Origin of the sequence: Microbulbifer variabilis ATCC 700307 (assembly GCF_000380565.1) — a bacterium.
GTDB classification, from domain to species: Bacteria; Pseudomonadota; Gammaproteobacteria; order Pseudomonadales; family Cellvibrionaceae; genus Microbulbifer; species Microbulbifer variabilis.
In genome coordinates this window covers 379,590-406,196 of sequence record NZ_AQYJ01000029.1, presented here as the reverse complement: position 1 = coordinate 406,196, position 26,607 = coordinate 379,590, and the positions used below count along the sequence as shown (strand labels likewise).

The 26,607-nt window shown below is 46.1% G+C and carries 21 protein-coding genes; 10 read left to right on the top strand and 11 right to left on the bottom strand.

From position 1 onward, the window contains the following. Positions 1–275 precede the first annotated feature (275 nt). The 3 genes from G367_RS0120570 to G367_RS0120560 are packed head-to-tail and all read left to right on the top strand — an operon-like array spanning position 276 to position 3,635. Positions 276–1,853: a hypothetical protein gene (locus G367_RS0120570; RefSeq protein WP_020415054.1), complete on the top strand. Its 1,578-nt coding sequence runs from the start codon at positions 276–278 to the stop codon at positions 1,851–1,853. A 13-nt stretch (positions 1,854–1,866) separates the two neighbouring features. Continuing rightward, a complete protein-coding gene (locus tag G367_RS0120565) occupies positions 1,867–2,247 on the top strand; it encodes a hypothetical protein (RefSeq protein WP_020415053.1) in 381 nt (126 codons plus the stop codon). Positions 2,248–2,255: 8 nt separating this feature from the next. Continuing rightward, complete coding sequence (locus G367_RS0120560; protein ID WP_020415052.1) at positions 2,256–3,635, top strand: hypothetical protein; 1,380 nt, start codon at positions 2,256–2,258, stop codon at positions 3,633–3,635. Positions 3,636–3,659: 24 nt separating this feature from the next. On the opposite strand, the gene G367_RS0120555 is transcribed toward G367_RS0120560, so the two are convergent. Next, entirely contained in the window at positions 3,660–4,055 is a 396-nt protein-coding gene (locus G367_RS0120555; protein ID WP_020415051.1) for a hypothetical protein, read from the bottom strand. Positions 4,056–4,599: 544 nt separating this feature from the next. Between G367_RS0120555 and G367_RS0120550 the strand changes: the two genes are divergently transcribed. The 3 genes from G367_RS0120550 (at position 4,600) to G367_RS0120540 (ending at position 7,727) form a co-directional block, all read left to right on the top strand. Then, complete coding sequence (locus G367_RS0120550) at positions 4,600–6,318, top strand: hypothetical protein (RefSeq protein ID WP_020415050.1); 1,719 nt, start codon at positions 4,600–4,602, stop codon at positions 6,316–6,318. Positions 6,319–6,546: 228 nt separating this feature from the next. Then, complete coding sequence (locus G367_RS0120545; RefSeq protein WP_020415049.1) at positions 6,547–6,984, top strand: MarR family winged helix-turn-helix transcriptional regulator; 438 nt, start codon at positions 6,547–6,549, stop codon at positions 6,982–6,984. Positions 6,985–6,998: 14 nt separating this feature from the next. After that, a complete protein-coding gene (locus G367_RS0120540; protein ID WP_020415048.1) occupies positions 6,999–7,727 on the top strand; it encodes a siderophore-interacting protein in 729 nt (242 codons plus the stop codon). 378 nt (positions 7,728–8,105) lie between these two features. Here the strand turns inward: G367_RS0120540 and G367_RS0120535 are convergent, their stop codons facing one another. Beyond that, entirely contained in the window at positions 8,106–8,648 is a 543-nt protein-coding gene (locus G367_RS0120535) for a hypothetical protein (protein WP_020415047.1), read from the bottom strand. Positions 8,649–9,006: 358 nt separating this feature from the next. Here G367_RS0120535 and G367_RS24520 point away from each other — a divergent pair, with 358 nt between their 5' ends. Next, entirely contained in the window at positions 9,007–10,311 is a 1,305-nt protein-coding gene (locus tag G367_RS24520) for a patatin-like phospholipase family protein (protein WP_020415046.1), read from the top strand. Positions 10,312–10,359: 48 nt separating this feature from the next. On the opposite strand, the gene G367_RS0120525 is transcribed toward G367_RS24520, so the two are convergent. Next, on the bottom strand, positions 10,360–12,039 hold the full coding sequence (locus G367_RS0120525) for an NAD-dependent malic enzyme (protein ID WP_020415045.1): 1,680 nt from the start codon (positions 12,037–12,039) through the stop codon (positions 10,360–10,362). Positions 12,040–12,322: 283 nt separating this feature from the next. Between G367_RS0120525 and G367_RS0120515 the strand changes: the two genes are divergently transcribed. After that, positions 12,323–14,293 carry a DUF3604 domain-containing protein gene (locus G367_RS0120515; RefSeq protein WP_020415043.1) on the top strand — a complete coding sequence of 657 codons (1,971 nt, stop codon included), beginning with the start codon at positions 12,323–12,325 and terminating at the stop codon, positions 14,291–14,293. Between the two features lie 20 nt (positions 14,294–14,313). Here the strand turns inward: G367_RS0120515 and G367_RS0120510 are convergent, their stop codons facing one another. From G367_RS0120510 to G367_RS0120495, 4 genes are all read right to left on the bottom strand, one after another. Beyond that, a complete protein-coding gene (locus G367_RS0120510; RefSeq protein ID WP_020415042.1) occupies positions 14,314–14,769 on the bottom strand; it encodes a GyrI-like domain-containing protein in 456 nt (151 codons plus the stop codon). Positions 14,770–14,837: 68 nt separating this feature from the next. Next, positions 14,838–15,185 (bottom strand): hypothetical protein, encoded by a 348-nt coding sequence (locus tag G367_RS0120505; RefSeq protein ID WP_020415041.1) that lies wholly within the window; start codon positions 15,183–15,185, stop codon positions 14,838–14,840. Positions 15,186–15,224: 39 nt separating this feature from the next. Then, positions 15,225–15,605, bottom strand: a complete 381-nt coding sequence (locus G367_RS0120500; protein ID WP_020415040.1) for a SpoIIAA family protein — start codon at positions 15,603–15,605, stop codon at positions 15,225–15,227. 109 nt (positions 15,606–15,714) lie between these two features. Then, positions 15,715–18,681, bottom strand: a complete 2,967-nt coding sequence (locus G367_RS0120495; RefSeq protein ID WP_020415039.1) for a DUF3857 domain-containing transglutaminase family protein — start codon at positions 18,679–18,681, stop codon at positions 15,715–15,717. Positions 18,682–19,129: 448 nt separating this feature from the next. Here G367_RS0120495 and G367_RS0120490 point away from each other — a divergent pair, with 448 nt between their 5' ends. Continuing rightward, positions 19,130–19,351 (top strand): hypothetical protein, encoded by a 222-nt coding sequence (locus tag G367_RS0120490; protein ID WP_020415037.1) that lies wholly within the window; start codon positions 19,130–19,132, stop codon positions 19,349–19,351. A 794-nt stretch (positions 19,352–20,145) separates the two neighbouring features. Here G367_RS0120490 and G367_RS0120485 read toward each other — a convergent pair. From G367_RS0120485 to G367_RS0120475, 3 genes are all read right to left on the bottom strand, one after another. Next, complete coding sequence (locus G367_RS0120485; protein WP_020415036.1) at positions 20,146–22,968, bottom strand: zinc dependent phospholipase C family protein; 2,823 nt, start codon at positions 22,966–22,968, stop codon at positions 20,146–20,148. Positions 22,969–23,197: 229 nt separating this feature from the next. Further along, complete coding sequence (locus G367_RS0120480) at positions 23,198–23,524, bottom strand: hypothetical protein (RefSeq protein WP_026305290.1); 327 nt, start codon at positions 23,522–23,524, stop codon at positions 23,198–23,200. Between the two features lie 34 nt (positions 23,525–23,558). Continuing rightward, positions 23,559–25,037: an arylsulfatase gene (locus G367_RS0120475; protein WP_026305289.1), complete on the bottom strand. Its 1,479-nt coding sequence runs from the start codon at positions 25,035–25,037 to the stop codon at positions 23,559–23,561. Between G367_RS0120475 and G367_RS0120470 the strand changes: the two genes are divergently transcribed. Further along, complete coding sequence (locus tag G367_RS0120470) at positions 25,022–25,213, top strand: hypothetical protein (RefSeq protein WP_020415033.1); 192 nt, start codon at positions 25,022–25,024, stop codon at positions 25,211–25,213. The genes G367_RS0120475 and G367_RS0120470 overlap by 16 nt on opposite strands. A gap of 278 nt (positions 25,214–25,491) precedes the next feature. Here the strand turns inward: G367_RS0120470 and G367_RS24515 are convergent, their stop codons facing one another. Further along, positions 25,492–26,538 carry an HAD family hydrolase gene (locus G367_RS24515; protein ID WP_020415031.1) on the bottom strand — a complete coding sequence of 349 codons (1,047 nt, stop codon included), beginning with the start codon at positions 26,536–26,538 and terminating at the stop codon, positions 25,492–25,494. Positions 26,539–26,607: the final 69 nt, after the last annotated feature.

Sequence of the window (26,607 nt, the reverse complement as noted above, 5' to 3'; positions counted from 1 at the left end):
TTCGGCATCTCTATTAACGCCTGCCTAATAAAATGGTTAATCAAAACCCCCCTTAAAAAGCTAGAACGGCAATGGTTCATCAAAGGCGCAAAAACAGATCTTTAGCAAGGTTTATTATCAACAGGTAATAGCTAAGCGATTGTTCACCTTGATTTAAAAGCGCTCAAAAGAAAACTATTCAAGCGATGAACGCTTGAGGCAGAAACCTTACGATTAACTATTATTACTTCTCTTGACTGAGAAACTAACCCCGCTTGTGACGTAAGGAGACCTGGATGCCACAGCCCAATGTGCACCCCAGCAAGACTTATTTATCCCTGCTAAGATCTCAGTTTAATTTACTGCCAGCTTACAAGGTTCAAAATCCCGCTCTCCAAAGATTATTTCGGGAAGCAATAGCTGTTCAAAAAACACTTCTTACTTTCTCTTGGAACCAGCTTGAGCAGCAAGCTCGCCTATGCCTGGGGCTTGGATATGCAGAGTTTCGCAATTTACAAAGCCGCGCAGATAATGCTTCCGAACTAAATCAAATCGATCATCGAATGGGTCTGGAGTTCCTATACGTATTACGAGGTATTGCTATCAGTGAAAGCAGGGACCAATTTGCGACCAACCTTGAAGATGGCCTTCAACAAATGGATATCGATAGCCGCCTGGATAGACTCTTGGCAAAAGCCGAAGAAATGGTGGGCTCGGAAGTCCCCAACAGTATTGTGGAGCGATTGCGTACAAGGTTGGCCGACATAGGAATAAGGGCCGATATTCAGGCATCAATGGAAGGCCTGGCAAGTGGCGACACGGAAAATATCAGCCTCCTGAACGCTTACCTGCCCAATACAGATAAACCCCTGAACCCAGGCCTGGAAAGTGGTGCCGATGCGGTAATGATGTGCCTGTGTCGCGGCCTGTTGGCTTTAGTGCATGCACAATTTAATAACGCTGTGTCGACAGGAGGGCATAAACCTGGGTTCTCAACGGATGACATAGGCGAAGTTAAAGCCATCACCAGGGAATTTACAGATTTTATAGAGGGGTGGCAAAAGCAGATTTACAGCGCAGTATTGATAGGCAACCCGGAAAATATCACAAACATTTCCTTGTTATTCGCAGGGGAAATAGAACGGAACTTGCCCGCACTCATAGGAGCGCAGGCGGCTATGCATAACGTCATCCAAGAACTCTTGGGGAGAGGTAGCGGCGGCTTGGCTGAGCGGGTTGGGGATATCGCCGTTGATGCCCACTTTCTTACTCGCAAGGCCATTGCCAGCCATGTGGCCTGCTACAGACTTGCCGCGAGTACGAGCGGTTTGGAAATACCAAAAGATATTAAGGAACTGCAGAAGGGTATTGCCTCAATGTCGTTTAGTACCGCACTTCCCAATGGTAAGAATGTGGAGCTGGCCAAACTCAGTAACCACTTGGACGGAGAGTTTATTGAAGTTCGTGGTTTCGTAAAAAATGTCACCTCTCCTCCTCAGGAAGGCGGCATGCTATTAAGCCACATTAAGTTGCATGACCCCTCCAGCGATGCCGAGGCAAATGCCGTGGTGCGCTTCTCTCACTTACCGCATGCCGGCGTTACCAAAGGGGCCTTTTGTAGGCTCAGCGGCATATTCAGAAAAAGCTCAAGCCTGTTAAGCGGGAGACCTGGTGTAGAGGTAGACGCTCTCGCACTTGCCGATATCGGCGAAAACAGCTTTGACATCGCATTTATGAGGCTGGCAAGCCGTTGGTTCCAGCCATGGCGAAGCAATGCAAATCTCTATTGGTCCCTTGGAGTTCAAAGCCCTGATAGTAGCGATGAAACTTCCCAGGGCGCTGCAGAGCTGCTCTTTACCCCTCTGATACGTTAACAGGAGAAGCACCATGCCACCGGATGACGGCTGCTTGTCGGAACAGGAAAGTGTTGAAATCAAATTGCTGGAATTAGAGGTACTACTGGCGATGGCGCAGTTGGCAAAGGCCGAGTGGCACGCCGCCAAAGAGTCTGTGCGCGCTGAATGTCTCGAGACGGCCATTCCCAGCCTTCCCAACCTGCATCAAAAAGATGAGATGGATATGCCTATCGAGCCAATGGATCATGCCGTGGCCGAGTGTATCGAAACTCACCCCGATGTTTTTGCCGCGTGGGATATCTTTGAGCAGGTTGCGCTGGAACTCGAAGTGGAACTGGAAGACATGCATGGACTGCTTGATGAGTGGAAATCCTGCTCACATGCGCTCCATGGGGGAGCACCGCTCAGGTAGTTGCTTCAATGCACTTTATTGCCAACTTACGCCGTCAAACTCTGGATGCCTTCGCCAGTCATCTCATTTCAGCCGATGGCTACTTGCTATCAGCCCATCGTATTACAAACCCAAACCTGCGGCTGGCTGTTGAGGTGCGCAACAGGGGCCTGCCACTCTTTGCCGATAACGGCACAAAGCAGTTAATCGATTCTGTCATTGCGAAGTTCTCTGAAAAAGCCAGGGAAATCACCCGCGAGGTCAAAACTCTACGCCGACAGCTCGGCCATCTCCCCCGCGGTCGCGAGGTCCCGCCAAGCCTACGCAAAAAAGCCGATGCACTGGCAGAATCCGTACTTGCCGACTGCACTGGACGATCCGAGTCTATCGATACCCTCCAGCTGATTGAACGTCAGCTGCTGATGAATCCCACCGACCTTATCGCCCAGGAAGACTTCGCCAGCACCTGCCTGGTGGCCTTGGACCTGGAACGGGAGATCACAGGCTGGACAGTGGAGCGCATTGCCTCACGCAACCGTCGCAGCTTAAGGCTCTGGCAAAAAGTAGCGGAAAACCCGCTCTGCCAGGGGCTTGCGATATATGCGGTACTGAGTGCGATGGACTACAACACGGCCCGCGACGCCGGACAACTCGCCGCAGAAGCTGGAGTAACATCCGCAGCTATGGGGCTCGCGGGTATTTGCGGTGACCTTAATGCAACGGATTTTTACGTTAGTGGTACGGCATCCTTCAAATTGACTCGTCCGGTCCCACGGCGTTACGTGCGCCTGGCACAAGTACTTAAAGGTATTGCAGATGGCTACCAAGACCGCAACACGCGTTTGCAAAGATTTCACTGCCTGGGCCTTGGCGCTCCATCTTTGCTGCCCATTGCCGCAGCAGCCCTGCCTACAGAAACGATAGTTACCGCCGACGCCACCAGCCCTATCCATGCCGCCGCTAAAGACCGCGTACTTTATGACCCGGAGAACTTTGGTGATCGGGCAAGCACTAAAGAGATAGTTGAACGTATTTTGGAAGGCAGTAGCTGGCCGTTTCTCAGCCCATTTACAAAATCTTTTAAGCAAAAATTTGGCCACGACCCGGATACGGCCCGGCGCTGGTGGAATACACTTGGAAACCCAGGTATCTCTTCAAAGACCCTGCGCCAAACCAGTGACCTGACCATATCCCTACCGCTATTTTGTGAGGCAGACCAGAGCATTCGCCCAGTCGCCAGGGATACCTGGATCGCACACAATCACTGGGTTCTAGGAGAACTCACCAAGGGCAACAGTGGGCCACAGAGGCGTGATTTTGCCCATCAGATTATTGATCACTGGATTAATGGACCCTCTACGACAACCAGTCGCGGCCTTGGCGCAGCTAAAAGAATACTTGTCAATTAAGCCCAGCAACCAGATATAGCGGCTTTATGATTGAGCCCATTTTATTGTGAGCGCTGTAACAACTCCCCATATCCAATTAAAAAACAATACAAAAACCGGGGTAAGTGCACCCAATTCAAGCCCAGCCATACCTTTTCCAGCCATTACAGGAAAAACCACAAAAAGCTGGAACGCAGTGGGGAGCAAGCTCAGGATGCTGCCTTTTAACAACAACTTCGATGACAAGAAGGGAAGAATAAAAAAAAGCCCCCAAATACCCCCCCAAACTACCCTGGGATAGAGCCATTCAGCGGATAAAGATGGGGTAATAGACACACCAAGAGATGGGGTTATTCCAAAGTCCCCAAACAGCCATACCACAACACTATTGGCTACTGCGCCCAAACAACCAGCCGCAAAAAAGATTAGTAATTTTTTCATTTTTTATTCTCGAATGCATGAAAGCGAACATCGCCATTTGTAAAAACATTCTTCTCAAAATAGCAAATTTTTAATCCCCCAGGCTTTGCCACCTTATAAACCTGAGCACTTCTCACCAAATGCCAAATCGGTTGGCACAGCAATTACAAACTAAACTGGCGCCAATAAGAAGTGATTATTAAACTAATCATTCCCTTCCCGAAGCTGTTCATCTCAGACCTAAACTGACAATTAAAACCGTAGCGAATAAAAGGTTGCTCATTATCTTACCTGAGAAAACAAATTTATCTTGAATACCACTTTGTACCAATTAGCAGCTAAATAAATTCATCTGCATGACATAAAAAATAAATAATTAAGACGACCAAAAAACTGACCACGAAAATTTTTAAAAAGTGAGAACCAAGAGCCTAAGTGGTCGAAATCGCAACCCAAGCCGACAGAAAATACCTATCGTTTAGTCCAATAAATTCCTGTAATACATAAGTGGTACATTTATGGTGTTTAACGCCAAAAATCAAAATCTAAATAGGAACAAGTACTGATGAAAGTACCAGTAGTAGGAATGCTGTACCCGATTTTATTAGGATTGGCGATACATTCTGCAAGTGCGCAGTCTTTTGATGAGAGCGCCTATCAAAATAGGCAACTGCAATATATTGAAGAGGGGGTTTCTTCCACCAATGATACCGCTGTAGTCCTGCAGGCATACACTGGCGATGAGCTCAACTGGGAGGCACTGAACAAAAACCTGGATGTCTTGCGCAATGGCGGACAAAAAAATTCAGATTTCACCCTCACCAGGCTGATCCGCATTCTGTTTTTCCGCCCGGAAATTAAAGACGAACTATTTGCCGCCCTGGATGGATACCATTTCTGGTTTAAGGAGGGCGGCACTGGGGATCATGTCTTTGCCTCTGAAAACCACATGATCATGTACACCTCTGCCCAGTACCTTTTGCAGGAAAAGTACGGTGCCTTTGCAGATGACAGAACTTATAAGCGCCTAAAGCGCTACCTGGAAGTCAAAAACCAGTACGGTTTCTACGAGTTTTACTCCCCGGTCTATTACCCCTACACCTTATCGGCGCTACTTAACCTCGTCGATTTCTCTGAAGATGCAGAAATTCGCGAGCTGGCCACAGGAGCTGCGCAACGCTTGCTACAGGACATCTTGCTGGTCACTAACGACCAGGGCATCCTTTTTTCAGCCGCAGGCCGCAGTAACGATGGCTATCGCAGGAACGGTTCCGGCGGTAACATCAACCGCATCATCTACCTGTTAACGGGCCTGGGCAAAGAGTCAGTAAGAACACCAAGCCCCGCAGGTGTAATGCTGGCTACCTCTGGCCTGGAGATCACCGATGAGGTCTTTGAGTATTTCGGTAAAAACCTGAATATGAATTACTCGGTAGGCCACTCTCTCGGCGATGCCAGAAACAGTCTCTATGCCGACTTCCCCCGCGAAGAACGTGTGCCCTTCTACTGGAGCCAGGGAGCCTACTTCCACCCCGACGTAGCCGCTGATACCGCCTGGTTCGCCAGTAGATATCAGCTTGAAGGGTATGAAGGGCTAAAGGCCTTTGACCAATTCCTGGGTCTTTCAGAAGCGGCTGCCCCCGCTGCCGCTAAGGCCGGAGCTGTTTTCAGCCGCAGCTCGGTGCTCTCCGGTGCCAACTTCTCCATGTATAAGGATGGTGGTGTGATGATGCACTCCATTCAGAACTACTGGGGTGGTCGTCAGGGCTACCAGCAGACCCCCTGGATCGCCACCACCGGCACCCAATCAGTCTGGGCGAAGGTTGGCGATGGCAATAGCACCATGCAAAACGACCACCTGCCCAAGATTAAGCAGGTAAACAATGTCGCCGTAATACAATACAACCCCTACCCGGAAATTGAGCTGTTCCACTCCGGCGGCTCCAACGTAGCCCTGCAGTGGCCGGAAGGGTTTGAAGAGGAAAAGCGCAGCGGCAACTGGAAGTTCGGCAAGGAAGACGACGGCTATATCGCTGTGCGTTATCCTTGTGGCAATGGTGACTCCAATACCGTTACCTGCGACTGGAACGAACAAACCTGGGTAGTGATCATGGGTAGCCAGGAGCGCTACGGTAGCTTTGAAGCCTTTAGCCAAAAGGTGATTAATGAAGTCAGCTACGATGCCGACTGGGAATGGCACGGCTCCTTCTGGAAAGGCACATTGAAATATGTGTACGACTCAGACGTAAAGTTTGATGGAACCGATATCAGCTTAACCTGGTAAACGCGATTCCTACTGTTACTGGGGAGGGGTTCCCCCTCCCCTTTATCCGATTTTAAGTTTGCAAATATTACTCCCTAAGGCTCGGGCTTGCTGCGAACTTCACCCCCTAATTTTGCCTTCTACGGAAAATCCTCTCTCGACTCTAACGCGATGCCATTCAGATTAGTTGACACTATCAACCATTTAAAATAAAGTTGACAAAGTCAATCAATCTAATGCGGTATCACTGTGAGCTACCCAGCCAATGAAATCCTGCACCAGCTGATCCACGCCTACAAAAGACAGCTGCGAGCCCGTATTCAGGAGCAAGAAATTGACCTCCCGGTAAATCATATTCGCGTGCTCAAGGGAATAGGCAAATATCCGCAGAGTACCGCGCGGTCAATCGCTCTGCGAATGAATCAGGACAAGGCCCAAATTACACGGGTACTCAATGAGTTGGTTCATTCCGCACTCATCAATAAAACCGATAACCCCGATGATCGCCGTAGTCAATTCCTTACCCCCACAGCAGCAGGAAAAAAAATTCTTGAAAAAGTGAATAACCTGGAAACAGAAGTTATCGCTGCAATGACCCACAACCTGAGCGAAAAAGAACTAAAAACTTTTGCCCATATCGCCAGCGTTATGATCGAGAACCTGACCGAACACTCTACTTCAGATTAAGGAGCCTAAATACTATGGCTGAAAAACGCACACGAGAGCTGGTCGTTTTGCGCTCCACAAAAATCTCAAAACATATGTTACGTATCACTCTGGGCGGCGATGGGTTTGAATCCTTTCCCAGTGACCAGGAAAGTGCCTATGTAAAACTGGTTTTCCCTAAGGGCGAAGGTAAACGCCCGCTAATGAGAAGCTATACCATCAGGCACCAACGGCAGACAGAAATCGATATCGACTTCGCTTTGCATGAAAATCAAGGACCGGCCTCAAATTGGGCGGCCAATGCACAACCTGGAGACTGTATTCAGATAGGAGGACCAGGCCCTAAGAAGCTGGTTAACCTTGAGGCCGACTGGTTTCTGCTTGTCGGAGATATGACCGCCCTACCCGCTATCAGCGTTAACCTGGCCCAATTACCTGATGAGGCCAGTGGATATGCGGTGATAGAGGTCCAAAGCGAATCTGATATTCAGCTACTCAAACACCCAAAAAACCTGCAACTGCACTGGGTGGTAAATCCCCTCCCCACCGGTGAGATGCTCCTACCTAAAATTCAGGCACTGCCTTGGCCCCAAGGTCAAGCCGCCGTCTGGGCCGCTTGCGAATTTAATAGCATGCGTCAGTTACGGAAATTCTTTAAGCAGGAAAAAGAAATCCCCAAAACCCATATTTATATCTCCAGCTATTGGAAACTTGGGGACTCCGATGAAGGCCATAAACTCGCAAAAAAACTGGATAACGAGTAGATCTAAGAGTGAAATTAGTGGGCTTGTTTCTTACTAAAAAAGCAGAGTGAAAAAACAGGAAGCGTTTAAAACATGAATACCGATTACGAGCGCACAGGGATGTATTCACAGCGTGCCCCGGGTCCAACGTTTTCTTTCTCCGATCCACTAGTAACAAATCCATTTTCAGGTAAGAAATGGGGTTAGTGGTTTTTTAAGGCCCCAAGAGCAGCGGGGAGTAACACCCCACTGTTGAAGCCTTATTGGGCACTGGCACCAATTATTTGAGCGCCAAAATAGTTTGGCCGCATTTCACAATGGCTTTGCATTTTTTCCACCTCGGTGGCAGTGGCTCTCAATTTGCATAAGACAAGCCACTCTATCGATGATATCTATTTATCACGGTCTATCCATCCGATACCAGTAATTCGCGATAAAGCCCCGCTTATCTACTTGCAGCGCCTGTCGGGTAATTTCTGGAACGCTATTCTCACAGTGCCATTCATAGATAGTCACCCGCCCAGTTACAACTGCCGGTATAGATTTAGATGCAGGGTTGCTCTTACAGTAAGCAGTAATCGCTTCACTCGGCTCCTTCGAAGTGTTCGCCTTTTCCTTGCAGGGAAGATTGGCACCGATAAAACACGCATAGACTCCGCCATCCATACAACGCCAAAAGGTGCCCCCCGCAACCCAATCCCTCGGGGCGCCCGCAGAAATACCAGCCGCCAGGTAAATACCCGTTAACACCATCTGCGGTTTTGCAGGTCCTATATAGGGTTCTTCCGGGTTATCTGCGTTGACCACAACTCGACAATAAGCCACCGGATCATTAAAGGCCCCAAGATACTTTCCTTTATTTTGCGCTTCATCAGCCAAGCCCACAGCAGTAGCCAATAAAGGAAATACACATGCGGCTAAATACATCACCCATCGAAACATTCAATGACCTCAAATATGACCTGAAAGTAACAATAAAACCGTCAAGTTGCATATCACCAATAAGTATTGTTTGAGATAACTTCTAGTCGCCAAGGGTTACGACCAGTTATCAGTCGCTATTTAGCCAAGGTAGCATAATTACCCTTGACGTCGACCAACGGCTGAATCACCATCACTAAAAACAACTTTCCAAAAAATTGCCCACAAATGAATCAAGTAGTGCCCCGGTGGGAAGGCACGAAAAACAAGCTGGATGCTATGGCGAATTTGATTCTAGGTGATACCCTGCCCCACTCTTTTAACCGATAATATTTTTAACTTTCGTATGGAATCGACCGCCACTTCAGGGAAAGATCAAATGAGTAAAACAGCGTGGGTGACCAGTGCTATCTCCCAAGCGGATACCCTTTGGCAAAATTCGCGGAAATCGATCGAAGGTAAATCCTTTAGCGATGTACAGGATGCCGATGGGCTCCAGTATGTGGATCTGGTAATGGAAGGCGGTGGCATGCTTGGCATTGCCCTGGTGGGCTACACCTATATCCTTGAGAAGGCTGGCATACGCTTTCGCAAGGTTGCGGGCACTTCTGCAGGTGCCATCAATGCGCTGTTTTTAGCCGCTGCCGGCACACCGGGCTCATGTAAGAGTGCAAAGTTACTGGATATTATGACTAAGGCGGACTTTGCCAGCTTTGAAGACGGCGAACGTTTTGCGCGCAAAACAGTACAACGCCTGCTTAAAGGCAAAGGGCTTTTTAGTAGCCTGGCCCTGCATCCGTTCGATTCTCTACGAACCTGCAAGCAACTGTTGCGAGAAAAAGGCCTCAATCCTGGCGATGCTTTTACCCAATGGCTACAAGAGGAACTGCGCCAGCTGGGCATTACCAATACGGCACAACTCAACCAGCGTATCAATCAGTTTCCCACCCTTCACTACCGGGGGGAGCCCGATCCTATAGTAGGCAATGCAGAAGTCGCTTTGGTTGCGGCGGATATTACCACTGAAACACGAGCCGTATTCCCAGCCAAGGCACCGCTCTATTTTAGTAACCCGGATGCGGTGAATCCCGCCGAGTTCGTCCGGGCTTCCATGTCTGTGCCGGGCTTTTTCAAACCTTACACTGTAAAGGATATTCCCCAGCTGGATGAATGCAGTTCAGTGGCCGAGAACTGGCGCAGTATAAAAGGGATTGGCGATCCCCGGCTGTTCTTTAAAAATGGTTTCCCTAAAGAGATTCAGTTTGTTGATGGCGGCCTGGTATCCAACTTCCCCTTTGATATCTTCCACAAGCCAGTCGGTACTCCCAAGCTACCCACTTTTGGTATCAAGCTGGAGGTGGACCACTACCAGCCCAAGTCTGACAAGGTGGGGCGCTTTGCCATGGGGCTAATCAATACCTGCCGTAATATGCTCGACAACCATGTGCGGGCAAGCCTGAATGCGGAGTACCACACACTGGTAAAAGAGATCGCTATAGAACCGATGACCAGCGGTGAGCACCCCCACTGGCTGGACTTCGCGATGCCAGGAAAACACTGTGAGCACTTGTTCTTATCGGGCGTTAGAGCTGCAATTGAGTTCTTAAGCAGCGGTTTCCAATGGGAGGATTATCTGGTTCTGCGCCAACCGGAAGTCTTCTTCTCGGGGGAGCAACTGGCTTAAAAGAAGAAAGCCGGGTAGAACTACCCGGCCAGGGCTGTTATTAAGTGGTCAGAAAGAACGACGGCGGTAACTGCGATAGTCGGCCTGCCAAAAGTTACGCTTGAGAGATTTCTCCAGATGCTCATGGCTCACTTTGGGCGCAACCCCATCGAGCTGTGCCTGGGCAGCCACAGCCCTGGCGATATCAATGCTCACCTCTCGAATATCATCCAAGTGTGGCAATAACGCGCCCTCCCCCTGCTTCACCACTGGCGCCTGCTCTGCCAGGGCATTGGAGGCTGCCATCAACATGCCGTCGGTAACCCGCGTGGCATTCGCGGCAATCACCCCAAGGCCAATACCCGGGAAAATATACACATTATTGCATTGGGCCACCGGGTGGTGATGCCCATCAATTTCCACTGCGGCAAATGGGCTGCCGGTAGCCACCAGCGCCTCTCCCTTGGTCCAGGTATATATTTCTGTAGGGGTCGCTTCAGCGCGGGAGGTGGGGTTTGACAGCGGCATCACCAGCGGGCGCTCATGGCCCTTCTGTAATGCCTCAATCACCTGCTGGCTAAATAAACCACCCTGTCCGGATACGCCAATAAGAATACTCGGCTTTACCTTGCTAATCAGGCTTTGCAGGTCTGATTCGGCTGCCCCATCCAAGATATCCGGAGACTGGGCCAGTGCAGCCTGGAAATCGTGTAGCCCCTTCATATCAGAGGTTACCAACCCATAGCGATCGAACATAAAAATGCGCGAGCGCGCATCTGCATCGCTAAGGCCAGCCTGCACCATGGCGGACACCACCTGCTCGGCAATTCCACAACCGGCGGAACCGGCACCCACAATCAGAACCCGCTGGGCCGTTAATGGCTCCTGCCAGGTTTTGCAGGCGGCCAGAATGGTCCCCAGAGTGACAGCGGCAGTGCCTTGGATATCGTCATTGAAACAGCAGATTTGATCCCTGTAGCGTTGCAACAGTGGCATGGCATTGGTCTGGGCAAAATCCTCAAACTGTACCAGCACCTTGGGCCAGCGACGCTTTACCGCCTCAATAAACTGCTCTAAGAACTCATCATATTCCTCTTGGGAAATGCGCTCATGACGCCAGCCCATATACATGGGGTCGCCGAGGAGGGTGCGATTATTGGTGCCAACATCCAGGGTGACGGGAAGTGTATAAGCCGGGCTGATACCACCACAGGCTGTGTACAGGGATAGTTTTCCGATAGGAATACCCATTCCACCAATACCCTGATCGCCAAGACCGAGGATACGCTCACCATCGGTCACTACGATAACCTTGACGTTTTCCTTGGTAGCGCTTCGCAAAATATCATCAATATATTCACGGTCTGGGTAAGAGACAAACAGACCGCGATGATTGCGGTAAATGTTAGAAAATTCCTCACAGGCTGCCCCTACGGTGGGCGTATAGATGATCGGCAGCATCTCATCAATATGATGCTCAATCAGGTAAAAGAACAGGGTTTCATTATCGTCCTGAATCCCTCGCAGATATATGTGCTTGTCCAGCCCCGTCTTACATTGCTGGTACTGTAGATAAGCGCGCCGAGCCTGCTCCTCAATCGTTTCGACATTATTTGGCAGAAGCCCGGCCAGGTTGAATTCAAGTCTCTCCTCTAAAGTGAAGGCACTACCTTTATTCAACAGTGGCATCTCCAACAGGGAGGGACCGGCGTGGGGGATATAGAGTGGACGCTTTTCGTTGTTGCTCATAAACCTGCTTTAAGTCTGATACGGCAGATGGAGTAAATTGCGCTCAGCTTTTGCAATCTGACTAAATTAACTAATGCGGGTCAGGATTGTGCGCAAACCTGCCAATCCAGTGGGGCATGGAAGACTATCCATTGTTCCGCGATATAACAAGACCCACCCTTCGGCCTACCCGCCCCTAAAAAAACGCCGCTCAACTATGCTAGCTGTATTTTCACCTAAGGAGGCGGTACCGAAATCAATATCGGCGCCACTCATTTTCTGCCCAGGCAATGGAGCGCCCGGCATGCAAATAAAAAAACTGCAAAGTATTCTGATCGCCCTGTCAGTCGCGTCAGGCCTATATAGCTGCGGAAAAAATAATGGTGAGGTTGAGGAGCAACCTAATAAAAAGAACGAACAAGTCTCACAAGAAAAAAATCAGCGTGAGGTGCTTACCGCCATGGCACCGGAGATCAAAGCAGAGATAGAGGCCCAGGAAAGTTCTGACAAACGTATCGCACGCAATGTCTATTTTGGCGATACACATGTCCATACTGGCTGGTCTGTCGACGCGGGGTTGGACGGCGCAATACTCACCCCGGACGATGCTTATCAGTTTGCGCTGGGAAAGGAAGTTACTTCCAACAGCGGACTCAAAGCAAAATTAAACCGACCTTATGATTGGTTTATGATCACCGATCACTCCGACGGCATGGGCGTTATTAGTGAGATAGTCGCTGGCAACCCGGAGATGATGTCCGACCCCACCCTTAAACGCTGGCACGATGCTCTCGCCTCCGGCAGCGAGGAAGCCACCAATGATGCCAAGAGCGAGGTCATTGTTCTCCAGTCCCAAGGCAAACTCCCCAAACAGGTAATGGACCCCAAGTGGATGCGTACCGCTTGGGAGAGAACCGTTGACGCCGCAGAGCGCTATTACAAACCCGGTGAGTTCACAACTTTTATTGCTTTCGAGTGGACGGTCAATGCCGATGGCGGTGATAACCTGCATCGCAACGTCATATTTCGCGATGGAGCCGATCGCACCAAATCACTGATGCTATTGACTACTTTCGACACCCAGAACCCGGTAAAACTCTGGGAATGGATGAAGGCTTATGAGGATAAAACTGGTGGGCGAGTATTAGCGATTCCACACAACGGCAATATGTCCAATGGGCGCATGTTTATCGAGAAGCAGTTTGACGGCTCTCCCCTAACTCCAGAGTGGGCTCGGCTTCGTGCGCGCTATGAGCCACTCTATGAACTTGTTCAGGTAAAAGGGCAGAGTGAGTCTCACCCTGCCCTTTCTCCCGAGGATGAATTCGCTAATTGGGACCTTTGGGACCGCGGTAACCTAATCCTGAAACCCAAACCTCCCGGTGCCTTACAGTACGAGTATTGGCGCGAGGCTCTCAAATCCGGACTGCGCTTGGAGAAAGCCCTGGGCACCAACCCTTTTCAATACGGTGCCAATGCAGGTACAGACACTCACACAGGCCTCTCCACTCCTGATCAGGATAATTTCTACGGTAAGTTCAAAACCCTGGAACCCAGCAATAAACAACGCTGGGCCTTTCCCTTATTGAAAGGGGTTGGTGGCGAGTACTTTGGATGGGAGCAAGCCGCTTCGGGCATCACTGGTGTATGGGCTAGAGAGAATACCCGCGAAGCCATCTGGGATGCAATGAACCGCAAGGAGACCTTCGCCACCACAGGTCCCCGGATTTCCGTGCGCTTCTTTGGCGGTTATGACTATACGGATGCAGATATCAAAGGAGACATAGTGGCGAATGGCTATAAAAAAGGGGTACCGATGGGGCAAAAGCTGCCTCCCGCCACCGAGGAGCAAAAAGCGACCTTTCTTGTAGCTGTATTGAAAGACCCTCAAGGAGCTAACTTAGACCGAGTGCAAATCATTAAAGGTTGGCTGGATGACAACGGGCTCACCAGGGAAAAGATCTTTAATGTAAAGTGGTCCGGTGGGCGCAAAATAGACAGTGCCGGTAAGATTCCACCTGTAGGCAACACCGTTGATCTGGACACAGCCAAATACTCGAACACTATTGGCGAACCCCAGCTGATTGGGCTTTTCAAAGACCCGGAGTTTAACCCCAAGCAAAGCGCTGTCTACTATCTGCGCGCCCTTGAAATACCGACACCTCGCTGGACGCTCTACGATAAGGTGCGTTTTGGCATTGATATGGACGAGAAGGTGCCCCTCATTCAGCAAGGGCGCGCCTTCAGCTCACCAATCTGGTACTCGCCGCAGTAAGCATCGAAAAGATTGCATTACTATTTGATAGAAATAGCAATCTTAACTTCGTTAGGGCTTGCATAGTGCTCAAAATCAGTAGTGTAAGCTCGCTCATGAGGGCAGTCCGGTGCTGAGAAATGACCCCACACTTCCCCCCAGAGATCGATAACTGCCTGGGGCATCTCACCCTGTGCGCCAAATACAAGGTACTTGCCTGGCTCTATATGAACTGTTTTAAAGTCTTCTGACATCTCCGTAGAAAGCATGTCGGAGCAGGCAAAGACATCAAACAAGCCCGTGTGGTCTGACTCATAGTTGGTATACACACCATACACCTTGGGAGTGCCACGCAATTTTGGTGCGGCTTCTGCGCCAAACTTATCCCAAAGGGGGGTAATCTTTGCAGTGCCCGGATCTGCCTCATTGGCATTCTTGGTTCTTGTACTAAGCCCCACAAGATCAAAACCTTCAATCTGCTCAACAACCATAGCCATTCCGGATTATCCTCATTATTAATATCGTTAGCATAACAACCTACCGTGAACCTTAGTAGATCGCAATCTTACTGGCTTCGAACATCTATATGTCGAATGATTCCCCTATCGACAATTACAAACTCTACGCCAGACATTTTGGCAGTTTCACCCTCTTGAGTAGTGCCCTCAAAGTCAAAATCAAAACGAATAATGCCGGGTTTAACCTCCTCCACTTTATTTACAATCCATTCTAACTTGCTATAAGAGCCATGATGGACCCTTTGCATCACCATAATATCTTTCACACCCAGATAGAGTGCGCCATCTCGCGCACAGAATGTGGAAGACTGATCAAATAGATTTTCTATCTCGACAAAATTACTCTGATTTGAAAGGTCAAAGTAATATTTTGCCAATTCTAATGCCTCTGACATAAACTCACCGTCTTACAAGAATGAAAACCAAGCTATAAATTAATCATCAGTAGGTGCATACTGCATTAAAAAATGTACCGCATCTGTGTGCTGGTTTGGAGAAAAGCACTTCATATCAATACCTCGAAACAGCTTATCCTCAACACCTACAACTTTCTTAAGCCACTCTTTATCAGTCAAAATCGCCACGGCGCATATATTTGAGATGCCAACCTCAAATAGGTACTTGAACTTCTCTACAACTGCCGAAAACTCCAGGCCATCGAATGACTCTATTTCTTCGTAAATTGTGATCTTTTCATATTTCTCCCCAAGGGCTTTCATCTGGTCAAATGCCTCAGAAATATCACTTTCAGTAATATCTCCAGATATTTTGAATGCAAGGGCATTAGGTATACCGATATCAATGGTTGTAATCATTTGTTTATTCCTAATTTGAGGTCAGCAATGTCCGAACCCTTAAACCGGGATAGATAGCGGCCAGCCTCTTAAACTTAAAGCTATCTACCACCTTTTCGTTAAAAAATAATTACTGAATAGACTGCCATTGTGCTTTCAGGGCATTGACAAATAGTTTATCCCTACCATCTACGCCAGAAACATAGAGGATGAAGTCACTACCATCCTTCCTAAGGATGGTGACCGTAGTATTATCCTCCAAGCCCCCCCATTCAACCTGGATATCTTCTACTTTGTCATAAGTCGCCACTTCTTTCTGTAATACCCCTTCCTCTTTCCAATAAGAAAATACATGACGTTGAGTGAAGCCGTTCCCATCATCTCTCACAAATAAAAGGGCATCACTATAAAAATATTCAACTTCATCTTTTGGTTTTATTATCCCCTGTCTTTGCATAAACTTAATGTTATCAGCCGAAATTTCGCTGCCATCTATTACCGCTTCGCTCGGAGTCAACCCAACTTCGCCTCCTATTTGAATCACATATAGAGGCAGGCCAAGTAAAATCAATAGAACATGCCTAATACCCCAACGGGAATTATTTATCTCTGCAGATGATTTGGCACCATTAACAAAAATCATATAATTTGCTAGAGGCAATATAGCTAATGCACTTATCAGCAAGGATAGCAAGACGTAATCTGTAATATGTCCTAAAATCGACGAGACTAGAAAGATTATAGCCAATAGGATTGCCAATTTTTTACCAGGCAAGTGAGAAACACCAAAACGGTCTACGCTATCCTCTTTTAGATTGTTCCAAAGGGGGAAATACCAAAATTCGTTAAATATCCCTCTGGCAACCGGCATGATTGCGCTGTTCTCCTGTACCCGAATATACTTAAAATTCCTATAGAACCAATAGACACCAAATAATCCAAAAGTAAAAATCCACATCGCTATCAACTTACCTAGAGAAACTGGGTAATAAATCGCGTCTTGTTTAACTGGATTTTTCCACCTTTCATAACGCCACATAAAAATAAGCAGCACATAGAAAGATGCATATATATAAATAAATGTGGCGACAGACAACTGAGACACCAACCCCCCTTCGCCCTCATTTACTATAGAAGAATTTGTATACCGTTTGTAGACACCATAGCTCAAGTGATTTTCTACCCTTTCAATTGCCTCAATGTAAGACTTGTAATCTTCAGCCTTAACATGATCAATCTTGCTTTGGTATGAATACTCTAACCTCAGTTGTTTAGTGGCTTCCTGATAATCAACGGTATTCTTGAAGTGGAAAAATTTGTTATCTTCCTCAAAAAACTCATTATCAAAGGACCAATCATCCCCTTCAAAGTTGACTTCGATGATCTGCTCGATTAGCTCCGGATACAATAATTCTAGAGGGTGCCGCCTATTCCTATCATCATATTTTGAAATCGCCGAACTGACAATATTTGCATAAAAATCAACTTCATACCGCTCTCTTTCAGGCTTATTCTCCCAGAACTCTTCAATCCTATATTGCTCGGCATAAGAAAATATATTCCTCTCAAGATCATCTTCAAATTCAACTATAGTTTCAACTTCAATACCAGGATAATAGCCTTCAAAAAATTCCAGATATCCATTCTGAATTGAGTCTCGCCCATTACTCGCCAAGCCTCGCCTTTGTCTTTCAGCATTCCATCCATAATTAACAGTCTTTGACTTAAATGCTACAGAGCCTTCAGTAGGAATATTGAACTCATCCTTTACAAACACACCAAATTTTGCAAAAGTCGGGTGCATTTCTGTTAAGTTATCGACGCCAGGTCTTAGTACGAGTGCTTTTCCATAGTCTGGTTGGTGGATTGTATCTAAAGCACCATGCTGATAGCTTCTAGTCGGGTCTACCCAGTACTCTTTACCCTCAAACTCAAAATAGGTAATGACATGATCAAAGGATCTGACACTAGGGATTTTATTCTTTAACTTTGACTCCGTATTAACTAACGCAGGATAACCTATAACTCCTAACTCTTTTAGTAGAGTAAGAAATAGTACGGTTTTATCTTTACAGTCACCATAGCGGTTTCTTAATGTCTCACTCGCCAATCTGGGCTTATGCGAATTTTCCCCCAACTCTATTCCTAAATAACGCACCTCATCCTGAACAAACTTTAGTGCAGCCGATATCTGGGAACCCTTATCTGATGAGTTTGATTTTATATTATCTGCTAGCTTCGAGATATCTTCATTAATATGATATACATCCTCATACAACCCTCTCCCCCAAATACCAACATCTTCCCATGTCTCAGACTCACTAAAGTAAACAGCCCCCCATGGACTAAACCAGGAGGGAGTATCATCATCAGACTTCAAAGGGTCAATTTTACTATCCTGTAAAATAAACTCATTGGCATCACCTAGATTCCGTCGTTTTAATTCTAAATCACTATTTACGATCGAGTACTGGAGAGGATTTGGCTTTTCCCAAAGTATGCGAAGAAAATGACTTTCTAATGGAACAGACCAGTTAAGATTGAAACTATAAGCAAATAGCCCTTGATAGACAGGGTTCATTCCCGAGCGAGTATAGCTATACTCTACAACATCCCCTACCCTAATGTCATCCAGAAGAATATTTAATGTTATTTGGCCACTATAAATCAATTCACTCATTTCTTCTTCACGCTGTATGTAATCCATACGCGCTGTATTGATTTTATTTAACACTTCTCCATTTCGTATAACATTAATAGAGTGCAGAACTACTTTTTGATAGACAGGATCATAGTTAATGCTAATCTGCGAACTCTCATCTACCCCCTCTTGATTAATAATGTTTTCAGCCATCCGGAAGAAATAATCCGGTGCCTTCTCTTCACCCACCTTAACTTGTGTATCTAACAGCAAGTAATGAACTCCATTCTGAATTTTGCCATTTGGAGTCTTACTTACTTCAGGAATAACTACATTTGTTACCCATTCTGGTACAGGTGAGGTTGCAACTTCCTCCTCAGCCCAAATTTTTCCAGCCCCACTCAACAAACAACCAATTAAAACCACTCTTACTAACAAAACAATTCTAATATTCATCTTTCTTTTTAAAGTGTAAAAATACTCATCAACAAAAACAACAAAAAATCTACTACCAACTCAAAGTTATTGTTCTCACTACCAATCAAAAGCAGCCTGAAATACTGCCCCACCTGGAACTGAAATACCAACTACCACCTATTTAAGTTGACATCTTCGATTAAAGTATTATCGATTTCCAATCGAATACGGAAAAAACGATAAACAACATGGTCGACCTCTTATGTTTGCAATAAAACAAATACCACGTAATTTATCATCTCTAAATTAAAAAATATACTTTTTAACTTCTCGAAACCATCCACAACTGTAATAATTATTCAAAAATTGAATATATCCAGATTATATATGCACACAAGCATCTCTATTAATAAGTAGCAACCCTAAACTGAAATGCCCAGACATATTTCTATCGGTAAAAACAGTTCAGCATTCTGAGGTGATGACTTTGAAAGTTGTATTTCTACCCGGCCTGGATGGCACTGACATCTTATTTAACGACCTGATAAAAGCACTTCCCAAGACACTAAATTACGAGGCAACTTACCTCCCAGAATTAGAAGGACAAGACTGCTCAGAACAAGCAGTATCACTAGAAAAAATGACAAAGGAAGAAATCCTTTTTCTGGTTGTGGAGTTCTATTCCGGCAGGTTAGCCTATGAGCTATGAAAATTAACAGAGAATAGAGTAAAAGAGATTGTCTTTATTGTCAGCTTTGTCTCACCACCATCAACCATATCCAGATTTTCTAAATGGCTGTCAGTTTGAATTATGAAACCCAACTTCGTAGGCCGATTGATAGTCAACTTCTCAGGCTTCAATGATTATGACACAGACGAAAAATCTCAGCAGCTTTTTCAGTCATTGAAGCAAACGAATACAGATATACTAAAACAACGATTTATAAATATTACAAAAATAGATACACCAATTCGAAAATTCAGCATAGCTTCGGTTTATATCCGCCCTGTGAATGACTATTTAGTAGTCAAAGAGACTAATTAAAACTTTGAGCTTTCTATTAGAGTCCCTGGAGGTTATTAGTTTGCCAGGCGGACATTTTATCTCGCAATCTAAGTCAGTTGAATGCGCAGGGATTATAGAACTTACTGCTTATTTAGCACTCAATACCAACAATCACTACTTGTCAGGGTGATAATTGGCACGGCTTCAAAAACTACTAATTTCGCCCATCTATTACTCACATGAGAGTGCTCCTAAATTTTATTAGCAATTAGCGCCAAAGCAATTGTATCGATCTGATTACCAATACACTTAGAGCCAACAAGAAAATATATGTACTTTTTGAAAAAAATTTTACAGGTATTTAGGCAGGCAATTCCTGCCTAAATAAAGTAGATAAGATTTAATAGAAAGGCCCCATTAGAAAAATGCTCTTAGGGGCCTTTCTATCCTACACTCCTCGACTCACCAATAAGGTGATACAAAAGAGGTCAACCTTATTAGGGCATGGCGCATTGACGATCTGGATATGGGAAGCTCTCATTCAGTGTTCTGTAAGAAGAGCCTGCATCAAGAATCCAATCAAAACCTATCACAGTAGGATTGGTTACTCCAGCGGTTAACGGTCCCTTAAACAAACCATCAAACAAATCATTTTTTGCACGCCAGTCTTTCCATAGCACAAAACCTGATGATGTAGAGAAGTTATCAAAGAAACGGTATTTGTCCTCACTCCCAATAGATCTTGGTAACGGTGGTGCACACAACATCCATTGATGATTACCGTCGATGCTTTTGAAGGCACCAGCAACAAGATTATCAGCGCTTAATCCATTAAAAATAGACTCGCTCAAACCTTGAGTCCTGGCTAATGCTTTCAGCCCCTCCGTATCCAGCAAGGCTAGTTTCGCCAAAGTAATGGCATTTGCTACTACTGGATACTCACTCACACTGTAGTCGCCATTACCATCCAGGCGCATCTCTGCTGTGACTCGATAAGCCATATCTGGGATTTTAACCAAATGCTGAGTATTGGATTCATTTTTCGAATACCAGGTATTCAGCGCAGTATCGGTCATGGGTGCATCAAGCAGGTCGAGTAACTCCTTGAATTCGGTGGGCAGCACATCTTCCACCTCTTCAATCGCATACTCCTTTACCTCCCCTTTTAACCCATCAATTGCCTTTCGGAGCTCTTCTCTGGCATTGCGTACCGTAAGAGGAATTGGCGCATTATCAAGAACCGTCAAAACATCAGACAGGGAATCGATCATACTATCGACATTTTGCCAAATATCACAAACTTGCGATGGTACCCCAATAAAAGTTGGGCCATAACAATATACCCAATCAGTTAAAGGATCTACACTACTAGCATTCTTATCCATGGTATTTACCATCATGGTAGCGGTAGTGCGTGTATATTCCAACATTGCAACATCAACCCCTGATTTCCACATCTCAAATTTGGACTGGATCGGGCTAACATTACTATTCAGAAGCTGCAAAAGATCGATGGCGGCATCTGCAATGGCATGCAGATTTTTCTGTGCTTTTTGCATTTCCGCATGAGCTTCTCTAGCATCCTCAATATTTTGTTTAGCCAAATCATTGGCTTCTTCTTCTAGATCATGAATAACTTTAAGCGCTGCATATTCGCTGGCGTGAACAGTCTTTGCAAGGCTCTCGCATACATCTACATCATCTGAGATGAGCTTATCAGCCTGCATACTGATGATCATTTTTTCTGATTCCGCCTCACGAACCCAAAAATGATCTACAACATTGTGATCTAAAGATACACGCATCTTCCAATCATATTTTTTGTCATTAATAAGAGGAATAAAAATATTACTTGATGCAATAGGAATAAATGGTGCCTGAGTGTTTTCTCGTGCTAAATTCAAAACATCTGTAACACCATCAATCATATATGTTAGATGTCTAGGGTATCTACTATTAAAGGGGACTTCGCTCTCTATTTTTCTATGCTGCTCATAGAGATATTGGTCTGAGAAAAGTTGATGTGCTGAAATATCAAAATCTCTCGCATACCAGTGCTCATCACCATCACCATCAAATAGACTCCCCGGGTTCAAAGCTAACTTTACCAGGTCCTCAACACCATCAACACCCAACATGTTAGCAATAGGATCAAGGTCAATTGACTTGTCAATCAGACCAGCGGGGTCAATTGTTTTAAGGGCAAACTCACAACCTTTTGCCGTTACTTCTGTGCGCCAGTCCAGCTGGGCCTTCTCTAACTCATGCTTTTTGTTGACTAGCTTGGTATGTGAGCTTTGCACCTTATCTAAGGCATCTGCTACCCCATCAAAGCCACGCCCCTCAAAATCAAGCCTGTACTTTAGTAAGTTATTACTTATTGATTGAGCTTTATCGATACCTATATTGACTTCATCAATAAAATCATTGGCAATGTTATTCAAATCACTAGCCATTGACTCTGGCATCTCATAACCAGTCCAATCTTTAATAAGGTATTGGGTTACCCATACATCAATGGTGTGCCAATAGCCATTTGCATCAATTGCCTGGTTATATAGCTGTTCCCTGAACTTTGAAATTGAAGCCAAGTGAGATGCCAGGGGGTTTTTTCCATACTGTTCTGTTGGAATATCAGCATAAATAAGCTTGTCTCGAAGAAACTCAAACAGCTCATCATCATTGAGATCAATTCTTTGGTGAGGCTCACCGAGGATCTTTCCGAGGTGATCACGCAGAATAGGTACCCTGGAATCAATATAAGATTCAAGAGCTATATGGCGCTTTTCATTTAAACTTTCACCATCAAAAATAGCAAAAATATCACCCGAGTACTGGTTTACATAGGTGTGAGCGAATACATCCGCTGAGGCATGCCCGAGGTATCCATAGATATAAGCTTTTCCTATATTAGAGGTGTCCTTCTGGGTCAGCAAGTACTTTAGCCAATCGTCTGTGTTATAACGCGTGCTATCCTCTTGAACTATCGCATCACCAGCCTCATTTTTATCCAGTGCGCCAGGGTGAACGCTGGTCTGCCCAACTACAAAATCGGGAGAAGCATCGGGCCCAATATTGCCAAGCAGATAAGCGGACTGATTCTTCAGAATCGCTGAAGAAACATCATCTGGAACATCGATATCATAGTAATTATTATTGATTTCAAAAGTCAGCTTGCCATCATCAGCAAGATCATTGATTACTTGTTGACCAACAAATACATGACTCTTTAACTTAAAAGCCCAGCTCTGATTAGTTGCCAACAACCCCAAAAGAAGGCAGGCAAACTGCCCCCCTATCCCCTTTTTTCTAGCAAACATCCGATATACTTCTTAATGATAAAAGAAGGATTGTATCAAGCTTAGGATCTTATATATAGTTAAAGATTAACTGTTCATCCTTTATCCATTGCCTACAAAATTTATAAGGCGAACAAATTTTACACAGACTTATAGGGTAGGTCTGTTTAATTAGACATTCAGCAATAATTTGGTTTAAATTTTCAACATTCTTAATATAATTTAAATACTAATCAAATTCGTGAATTAATTACTTGTTTGGATGATAATTAGCACTACTCCAGACATTATTAATTTCATCCGCCTGCTGTTGAGCATTAAAGTGCTCCCAAGTGATACCATTAACATCCTTTTCTTGGGTAAAAGCGGTTGCAGCCGGATCTTCCCATCCCAAGTGCCTAAGAGTCCCAGATCTGCACTTTGGGTCTTTGCGGACAGATAGGTTCAGTGAGTCGGTGCGCCATAAAGCATATTCACCGGCAACATAAGAGCACGGATCGCAGTTTAGGCGAGTACTATAATCTTGTACTGTTTCCTCAATTCTATCAGTGGACAGTGCTATATGTAGTTTTTTCATACTTTGCTCTTTAGCCAGAGTGTTTTCAGAAAAGTCAGTTACTTCCTGCAGCACCTGCTTCGAGTTGCTTTTGTACTTTATCCAGGTTAAAAGACCCCGGTACTTGACTGGGAGGGTACTCCTTCATCGTTTGTAAGAATTTGGCAGCGAGCTGCTGCATCGGCACCAGCACAAAAGCTCTGTCAATAAACCAATCGTTATAGGTATTGGAGTTATGCTGCGCTTTTTCGAAAGGGTCCTGACGCAGGTTAAATAGAAGAGGAACCCGCAATTCCGTAAAAGGTTCACGCCAGACTTCAAAACCCTTTCCGCGGTTTTCCAGGAAAATGGCCTTCCAGGGTTCATAACGCATGGCTACTATCTGTCCATCGTCGTTCACATAGATAAATTCCTTGCGAGGTGATAGCTTTGCCTTGCCGGTGAAGTAATCCATCATATTGTAACCATCGACATAGTTTCGATATTGCCGACCTTCCAGCTCCACCCCTGACTTTAATTGCTCTTTAATATTGGGATTTCCACCTGCAGCAGCCAGAGTAGGCAACCAGTCTTCATGTGAAACAATACCGGTTAATGTGGTTCCTGCCGGGAATTTACCCGGCCAGCGTACAAAGGCAGGGACCCGATAGGCCCCCTCCCAGTTTGAGTTCTTTTCACTGCGGAAGGGGGTAGTCGCTGCATCAGGCCATGTATTGAAATGAGGACCGTTATCGGTTGAATAGAACACGATGGTATTATCGGCAATTTGCAGGCGATCCAGCAGGCTGAGTAACTTCCCTACCAGGATATCGTGCTCCACCATACCGTCCATATATTCATTACTGTTCGGGCCCGCCAGATTTGTATGCTCCTCCCGTACATGAGTGCGAAAGTGCATTCGGGTGGCATTCCACCACACAAAGAATGGCTTTCCGTCCTGGTGAGCACGCTCGATAAAGTCTATGGCCGCAGCAAGAGTCTCATCATCAATGGTTTCCATCCGTTTCTTGGTCAGTGGGCCGGTATCTTCAATAGTGCCCCCAGCGAAGGACTTTATGACTCCACGGGGACCAAACTTTTTGCGGAACTCTGGATCTTTGGGATAGTCACGATTTTCCGGCTCTTCCTCCGCATTGAGGTGATAGAGATTTCCAAAAAATTCGTCAAAGCCGTGATTAGTCGGCAAGTGCTCATCCAGGTCACCTTGGTGATTCTTGCCAAACTGCCCTGTAACATATCCAAGGCTTTTCATCACCGTAGCGATTGTCACATCACTCTTTTGCCATCCCTCTTTGGCTCCCGGGAGTCCTACTTTGGTCATTCCAGTTCGCACCGGAACGTTGCCTGCCAGGAAAGCTGCACGCCCAGCAGTACAAGATTGCTGGCCGTAGTAATCGGTAAATGACAACCCTTCAACTGCCAACCGATCGATATTTGGGGTCGCGTACCCCATCATGCCGCGACTGTTAAAGCTGATATTCCAGATACCGATATCATCTCCCCAGATCACCAGGATATTTGGTTTTTCTGGCATTTGAGGTTGGGGTTTACCTTGCTGGGACTGAGCTTGAGCAGGGCTCTCCGGTTGTTTTTCAAGTTGCTTTTGTTCTCCGAGTTGAGGCTGAGGCTGAGGCTGAGGCTGAGGCTGAGGCTGAGGCTGAGGCTGAGGCTGAGGCTGAGGCTGAGGCTGAGGCTGAGGCTGAGCATTAACTTGCCACTGAAGACAGCAAAGTAAACCAATAGCCACTGCTACTCGTCGCGACAGCAGGAAAAGTGAATACATGACGGACCTCATCACTCGCTTTGTGGGCTCATATCAAAACAAAAGCACCTTGCCTGATATCCAGAATATGACCCCTGTTATTGGCGCCAGAGTTCAAATCTTGCACTTTCTTTGAGGGGTAATACAGCAAGATTAGACAAGTCTTTACCCATTGGTGCCTGCTATACCAACACTGCTCGATATGCTTCCCTGGCGAAAGATTTGATTAATTTGGCGCATGTACTTTTTCACCGTTTCTGTCCTCTTTTTCGGCGGTTTGTACGACGGGAAATATCACCTTCCAGTCCTTGGCCATATCTACAACCGTCCAGCCATTGGGTTTCGCAGCTTTTAGCGCTTTATCCAAGCGTCCCACCCTGGAATTGCGATCATAAGCCCACTCCCTTTTTGCATCGGTATGATGAATCAACATCCCAAAACGCGGCCCAGGGCCTGATGTTACCCACTCCAACATCTGCAGGTCCCCATCGGAGTTTCCAGCGGCAAAAATCGGACGGCGGCCAATCATCTGGCTAATACCGATAGGTTTGCCTTCTTTATCATTCACAAATTCGATATCATCAGTAGTGATAACACGCGGCTTGCCATCACCATCCTCATAGCGGGCTTTCAGTCGGCTACCAACAACCTGCTCTGGAGGAATACCGTATAGCTGTTCAGAAAACACACGGATAAAATCTGCGCCACCTCCAGAAACTATATAAGTTTTAAATCCTTTCGAGCGCAGGAAATTTAATAGCTCTCGCATTGGCTGGTAATACATAGCAATGTAGTGCTTTCCTGTGAGCGGATTTCTGGCTGTATTAAGCCAGGAAGTAACAACTTTATTAAATTCTTCTCTGGTCATATCCGCATGAGTCGCACCGATCATTTTCTCCAAACCGGTTCTTCCCTGTGCCAACAAGGTGATCATGTCATCGTTGAGAATCGCCGCAAAAGGCTGCTCCGACTTCCATTCAGGGTGTTCCGGTGCCAACCGCTTTACTTCATCCATAGCAAAGAGCAGCTGAAAGTAGGCTGGCTTTTCTGCCCATAAGGTTCCATCGTTATCAAATACGGCTATACGTTGTTCAGGAGGGATGAAATCTGCGCTACCTTCCTGAGTGACCTTATCGATGAATGTTACGATAGCGGACTTTGCAGCAGTACTATTCCATGAAGGAAGTGGCGCACTACCACGTTCGTTAGCAAAGCAGGCATATGCTGACACGAGTAAGCCATATGCAAACAGATACGCTTGAATCCTGACCATACCCACAAACCACCCTAATGGTTAAACGTTACTCTTTGGCGGCGAATGAACTAATCTTGCTTTAGCAAT

Coding starts and splice junctions, on each gene's coding strand:
- G367_RS0120500 (WP_020415040.1), bottom strand. CDS start 15,605: ATGATTACAACCATTGATATCGGTATACCTAATGCCCTTGCATTCAAA.
- G367_RS0120535 (WP_020415047.1), bottom strand. CDS start 8,648: ATGTTTCGATGGGTGATGTATTTAGCCGCATGTGTATTTCCTTTATTG.
- G367_RS24515 (WP_020415031.1), bottom strand. CDS start 26,538: ATGGTCAGGATTCAAGCGTATCTGTTTGCATATGGCTTACTCGTGTCA.
- G367_RS0120565 (WP_020415053.1), top strand. CDS start 1,867: ATGCCACCGGATGACGGCTGCTTGTCGGAACAGGAAAGTGTTGAAATC.
- G367_RS24520 (WP_020415046.1), top strand. CDS start 9,007: ATGAGTAAAACAGCGTGGGTGACCAGTGCTATCTCCCAAGCGGATACC.
- G367_RS0120515 (WP_020415043.1), top strand. CDS start 12,323: ATGCAAATAAAAAAACTGCAAAGTATTCTGATCGCCCTGTCAGTCGCG.
- G367_RS0120495 (WP_020415039.1), bottom strand. CDS start 18,681: ATGAATATTAGAATTGTTTTGTTAGTAAGAGTGGTTTTAATTGGTTGT.
- G367_RS0120525 (WP_020415045.1), bottom strand. CDS start 12,039: ATGAGCAACAACGAAAAGCGTCCACTCTATATCCCCCACGCCGGTCCC.
- G367_RS0120570 (WP_020415054.1), top strand. CDS start 276: ATGCCACAGCCCAATGTGCACCCCAGCAAGACTTATTTATCCCTGCTA.
- G367_RS0120480 (WP_026305290.1), bottom strand. CDS start 23,524: ATGAAAAAACTACATATAGCACTGTCCACTGATAGAATTGAGGAAACA.
- G367_RS0120540 (WP_020415048.1), top strand. CDS start 6,999: ATGGCTGAAAAACGCACACGAGAGCTGGTCGTTTTGCGCTCCACAAAA.
- G367_RS0120555 (WP_020415051.1), bottom strand. CDS start 4,055: ATGAAAAAATTACTAATCTTTTTTGCGGCTGGTTGTTTGGGCGCAGTA.
- G367_RS0120475 (WP_026305289.1), bottom strand. CDS start 25,037: ATGCCAGAAAAACCAAATATCCTGGTGATCTGGGGAGATGATATCGGT.
- G367_RS0120560 (WP_020415052.1), top strand. CDS start 2,256: ATGCACTTTATTGCCAACTTACGCCGTCAAACTCTGGATGCCTTCGCC.
- G367_RS0120510 (WP_020415042.1), bottom strand. CDS start 14,769: ATGGCTATGGTTGTTGAGCAGATTGAAGGTTTTGATCTTGTGGGGCTT.
- G367_RS0120485 (WP_020415036.1), bottom strand. CDS start 22,968: ATGTTTGCTAGAAAAAAGGGGATAGGGGGGCAGTTTGCCTGCCTTCTT.
- G367_RS0120550 (WP_020415050.1), top strand. CDS start 4,600: ATGAAAGTACCAGTAGTAGGAATGCTGTACCCGATTTTATTAGGATTG.
- G367_RS0120505 (WP_020415041.1), bottom strand. CDS start 15,185: ATGTCAGAGGCATTAGAATTGGCAAAATATTACTTTGACCTTTCAAAT.